This window comes from Roseateles sp. P5_B10, assembly GCF_056400485.1.
On record NZ_JBFULE010000414.1, the window covers coordinates 1 to 4,636 of the forward strand.

General features: G+C 67.3%; 5 protein-coding genes and 1 pseudogene. 1 reads left to right on the top strand and 5 read right to left on the bottom strand.

Annotated elements, in window-relative coordinates; genetic code table 11:
- Nucleotides 1-102: 102 nt before the first annotated feature.
- The 3 genes and pseudogenes from AC1DU6_RS20700 to AC1DU6_RS20710 all read right to left on the bottom strand — a co-directional run bounded on the left by AC1DU6_RS20700 (nucleotide 103) and on the right by AC1DU6_RS20710 (nucleotide 2,417).
- Complete coding sequence (locus AC1DU6_RS20700; RefSeq protein WP_477859257.1) at nucleotides 103-798, bottom strand: LysR substrate-binding domain-containing protein; 696 nt, start codon at nucleotides 796-798, stop codon at nucleotides 103-105.
- Nucleotides 799-884: 86 nt separating this feature from the next.
- Nucleotides 885-995: pseudogene (locus tag AC1DU6_RS20705) on the bottom strand (LysR family transcriptional regulator); the annotation flags it as partial.
- Between the two features lie 84 nt (nucleotides 996-1,079).
- Nucleotides 1,080-2,417 (bottom strand): hypothetical protein, encoded by a 1,338-nt coding sequence (locus AC1DU6_RS20710; protein ID WP_477859259.1) that lies wholly within the window; start codon nucleotides 2,415-2,417, stop codon nucleotides 1,080-1,082.
- A gap of 304 nt (nucleotides 2,418-2,721) precedes the next feature.
- Here AC1DU6_RS20710 and AC1DU6_RS20715 point away from each other — a divergent pair, with 304 nt between their 5' ends.
- Entirely contained in the window at nucleotides 2,722-3,954 is a 1,233-nt protein-coding gene (locus AC1DU6_RS20715) for a Yip1 family protein (RefSeq protein ID WP_477859260.1), read from the top strand.
- Nucleotides 3,955-3,967: 13 nt separating this feature from the next.
- On the opposite strand, the gene AC1DU6_RS20720 is transcribed toward AC1DU6_RS20715, so the two are convergent.
- Together AC1DU6_RS20720 and AC1DU6_RS20725 are read right to left on the bottom strand one after the other, a co-directional pair.
- Nucleotides 3,968-4,441, bottom strand: coding sequence for a VOC family protein (locus tag AC1DU6_RS20720; RefSeq protein ID WP_056196628.1), 474 nt, complete (start codon nucleotides 4,439-4,441; stop codon nucleotides 3,968-3,970).
- 13 nt (nucleotides 4,442-4,454) lie between these two features.
- Nucleotides 4,455-4,636: hypothetical protein (locus tag AC1DU6_RS20725; RefSeq protein WP_477859263.1), on the bottom strand; the 182-nt coding region annotated here is incomplete at its 5' end.

The following is a 4,636-nucleotide window of genomic DNA, read 5'->3' on the forward strand; positions in this document are numbered from 1 at the left end:
CCTCATGCACGAGGTGGCGGTCGATGTAGAGCAGTGCCGTGCCATCCGGCTCGGAGTGCACGACATGCTCATCCCAGAGCTTGTCGTAGAGGGTTCTTGAAGTCATTGCTTCTCTCGAGGAATCAGGGTGTCCACGAAGCGTTGCACCACGGTGGGCAGACGCTGCTGGCGCAGCACACCCAATACATATTCGCGCTCGGCCCACGGCTCTTCAAGCCGCAGGCAGCGCACGCCGAAGACGCGCGTGAAGCGCTCGGCCGGTTGCTCGGGCAGCACGGCCACGCCCAGGCCAGCCTCGACGAGCTGGGCGATGGCATCAAAGCCACGCACCTGCCAGCGCGCATTGAGCGTCTTGCCACGGGCCGCTGCCTGTTCGCGCATCAACTCCTGGGCACTGGCGCCGGCGTGCAGGCCAATGAGGTCGTAGGCCAGCAGGTCGTCGAAGGTGACTTCCTCGCGCTGGGCCAGCGGGTGCTTCAAGGGCACGAGCGCCGCGAGGCGACCATGCGCAAACGTCCACGTCTGCAGCCGGTTGTCCAGYAGAGGCGGCGAGAACACACCGATGTCGGCACGCCCTTCCGCCACCGCGGCCTGGGCCTCGGCGCTGGTCAGGTCTTCCAGGCTGATGCGGATCTGGCTGTGCGCCTGCGAGAAACCCACCAGATGCGGTGGCAGCGCCTCGGTGATGGCACTGCTGTTGGCGGCGATGCGCAGATGGCCCTTGATGCCCCGCGAAAACTCCATGACCTCGGTCTCGAGTGCATAGAGGGATGCGTGCAGCGAACGGATATGGCGCACCAAGGCGCGGCCTGCCTCGGTAGGTTCGACCCCCTCGCGCGCCGCTCAAAGAGCTGCACGCCAAGGCGGCTTTCCAGGTCAGACAGGCGCTTGCTGGCGGCTGCCAGCGCCAGGTGTTCCTGGGCGGCGCCGCGCGTGATCGAGCGGGTCTGCTCGATGGCGAGCACGAGATTGAGAGTGGTGAGGTCGTGGCGCATGTTGATCGTCCAACTCCAGCATAGCCTTCGTGAAGATAGAGATTCTGCGCCAGAAAACGACTGGCGTTTCGTGGTTTGCGAAGATCAATGCGGCGCGCTGGCCTGCTTCAACATCCCACGCAGCGCGTTGCGGCTGTGCGCACCGAAATGGCCCAGCAGCTCAGCGATGGCCCGGTGCAAGGCATCGCGTTGACCCTGCAGGTCGCGCGCCAGCTCGGGGCCGAACTGGGCTTCGTTGGCAGCAAAGTCCAAATTGGGGTCAGTGACGAATTTCGCCGGCGCGCCGACCACGACGGCTGCATCCGTCGCCGGCCCGGCCTTGAACGCCTCGGCCGCGACGATGTCGCGTACATAGTCGAAACCCCAGGCCGGGTAGCGGCCGTCGCGGGTGGCGTCGCGCAGCGCGAGCTCCAGCGGGCCATCGCGACGCTGCTGCGCGTTGTCGATGATCCAGCGCGTCTGGAACTGCTCCAGCACGAAATGGCGGTTGCTCTGCAGCACGACCAATCCCTGGCGATCCGCTGGCGCGCCCAGCTGGGCCTTGAGGTTGACCCACATCATGTGGCCCAGCGTCGCGCCCGGCGCAGCGCTGGAGTGATAGGGCTGCGTCAGGTCCTCGACATGGTGCAGGGCCATGCCCGCAAAGCGCCAACCCCAATAGGCATGGCCGCTCTGCCAGGCCAACGCGGCCAATGCGCTGTACTGCTGCACGCGCAACTCGGTGAAGGTGCGCGCAAAGCTGGGCGCCAGCGTGTTGAAGACGGCGCCCTGGTGAAAGAAGCCCATGTGGAAAGGCGCCTGCGAGCCGATCGCGACGGCCGCGTTGCCAAAGGGCTGCTTGCCGAAGCCGTAAGCCGGGTCGGCCGGGCTGCCCGGGTTGTCGTCAAAGAGATTGAGGTCGTGGCCGTAGTCGGGCTCGTCGCAGGCCGAGGCCAGCACGGCCAGCGGCGCGACGGTCTCGCCGGGCTGCAGTGTGACGAAGCGCTGGGTCGCGCCCTTGCCCGGGGTGGCGGCACTGACCACGCCGACATCCAGTGCAGGGCGGCCGGCGTCGGGGTTGCGCGGGTCGATCTGCAGATAGAGGGCCAGCCTGGCCTGGGGCGACAGGCGCAGCGCGCGCAGGAAGGCGGCGCGTCGCTCGGCGTCGCTGCGTTTGGCATCGGCCACAAAGCGCAGCGCGTCGGGCCGGGGGGCATGCCCCTTCAGGCGCTCGCGCAGCAAAGCCTCCTGAGCGTCGAGCCGAGCGGCGATGGCCACTTCCTGGTCGCGAAGGAAGTCGACGAGAGGTTCGGCCTTCACGACCGCAACGTTCGCAACCTCGGGCATGCGCTCGAAGGCGCGGTAGCACATGGGGGTGTGGTTGCCCCAGGCCTGCGCGAGGGTCGGCAACAGCAGGGCGAACAGGACGTGGAGGAGGCGCATCGGCGGCAGCGGCATGAGAAGCCGCGCATTCTGGCCCGTGCTGAGCAAACCCTTGCGACCGAACTCACGAAACGGCTTGTGGYCCCCTCGCCTTCCGGTGTGCCACGGGCCGGTGAGCCCAGCGCGGCACGCGCAAGTTTTGCTGCTTGCAGATTACGGGCGGGTACGGTTTCGCAGAAGCGGCGATTCGGGAAGCGCGGCTTCGCCAACGCCAAAGACGTCAGCGCCGCGAGCGGCTTCATGAAAGCCCCATGTGCCACGCAGGTGCCGGCTTCTACGATGCGGCACCCCTGCGGAGATCGCCATGATTCTGGTTCAGCGCATCCAAGACATCCTGCTCAAGCCCAAGGACACCTGGCCGCAGATCGCCCAGGAGACCGCCACGGTGCAGTCCCTGTACAAGGAATGGCTGCTCATCCTGGCGGCGATACCGGCGGTGGCGGGCTTCATCGGCATGTCGGTGATCGGAATGGGTGGCTTCGGCATCAGCTTCCGCGTGCCTTTCGTGAGCGGCCTGGTGCATATGGTGGTGGGCTATGTGMTGTCGCTGGGCATGGTCTACCTGCTTTCGCTGCTGGTGAACGCGCTGGCGCCCACCTTCGGCGGCACGCCCGACCCCCTGGCCGCGCTCAAGCTGGTGGCGTATGGCTGCACGGCTGGCTTCGTGGGCGGGGTGTTCCAGCTCCTGCCCTCGCTGAGCGTGCTGGGCCTGCTGTGCGGGCTCTATTCGATCTACCTCATCTACCTCGGGCTGCCAGTGCTGATGCGCAACCCGCCGGAGAAGTCCGCCGGCTACACCGCCGTGGTCGTGGTGGCGGGCATCGTGGCCGGGTTGGTGGTGGGCGCGGTGAGCAGCGCAGTACTCGGCATGGGCAGCTGGGGCGGCGGGCATCAGGGTAGCGGCTCGGTGACGCTCAAGGGCCCGGGCGGCGACGTCACCCTCGACACCAGCAAGATGGACGCGGCCGCCAAGCGCATGGAGGCGCTGGGCAAACGCATGGAGGAGGCTCAGGCCAAGGGAGACAGCGCTGCAGCGGGCAAGGCGCTGAGCGAGATGATGGGCGCTGTGACGGGTGCGACCGGGGGGGCCAAGCCGATGCCGGCCGCGGACCTCAAGGCGCTGCTGCCTGAGACTCTCGGCGACTTCAAGCGCACCAGTGTCGAGGCCCAGAGCGGCGGCGCGATCGGCATCAACTCGTCATCCGCCCGGGCCCGCTATGGCAATGGCGACAAGTCCATCAGCCTGGACATCACCGACATGGGCAGCCTCGCCGGCATGGCCAACCTCGCCGGCTGGGCCAACATGACGCTCGACAAGGAGGCCGATGGCCGCATCGAGCGCGTGTTCAAGCAGGGCGACCGCACGGTGCGCGAGGACTATCGCAAGGATGGCTCGCACGCCGAGATGTCGGTGCTGCTGCCCAACGGCGTCATCGTCGAGGCCAAGGGCGAGCAGGTCGGCATCGACCAGCTGCGCGGCGTCATCAGCGGCGTCGACCTCAACAAGCTCGCCACCACAGCGCGCCAGCCCGGCTGAGCGCAGTCGCCTTTCAACCCAGTGCTGCAATCACCTCGGGCGGTGCCTGCACCAGCTCGATCAGCACGCCCTCTCCGCCGATGGGGAACTCATCGTTGCTCTTCGGGTGGATGAAGCAGATGTCGTAACCGGCYGCGCCCTTGCGGATGCCACCGGGCGCAAAGCGAACGCCCTGCGCCGTCATGGCAGCCACGGCCGCTGGCAGGTCGTCCACCCACAGGCCGATGTGGTTCAACGGCGTGGCATGCACGGCCGGTTTCTTCTCCGGGTCCAGCGGCTGCATCAGGTCCACCTCGACGGCATGCACGCCCTGCCCCAGCGTGCAGATGTCCTCATCGACGTTCTCGCGCTCGCTCTTGAAATTGCCGGTCACCGGCACGCCCAGCAGGTCCACCCACAGGCGGCGCAGCTTGTCCTTGTCCAGGCCGCCGATGGCGATCTGCTGCAGGCCGAGGACTTGGAAGGGACGGGGCGTGGCTTGGGTCATGGCGTGACTCGCGTCAGGTTGTGGGGGGCTGAAGGCGCTGCTGCAGCCTGTCCAGAAGGGCCAAGGCGATGGGCAATCCTTGCCAGCCGGCATCGCCGGGCATACAGCGCTGCAGCGCCTCATCGGAGTGGGTCAGCGGTGCCGCCATGAAAGCGTAGCGGCGGCTCAGCGTCTCGTCGCCCACCAGTTCCAGGA

Coding starts and splice junctions, on each gene's coding strand:
- AC1DU6_RS20710 (WP_477859259.1), bottom strand. CDS start 2,417: ATGCGCCTCCTCCACGTCCTGTTCGCCCTGCTGTTGCCGACCCTCGCG.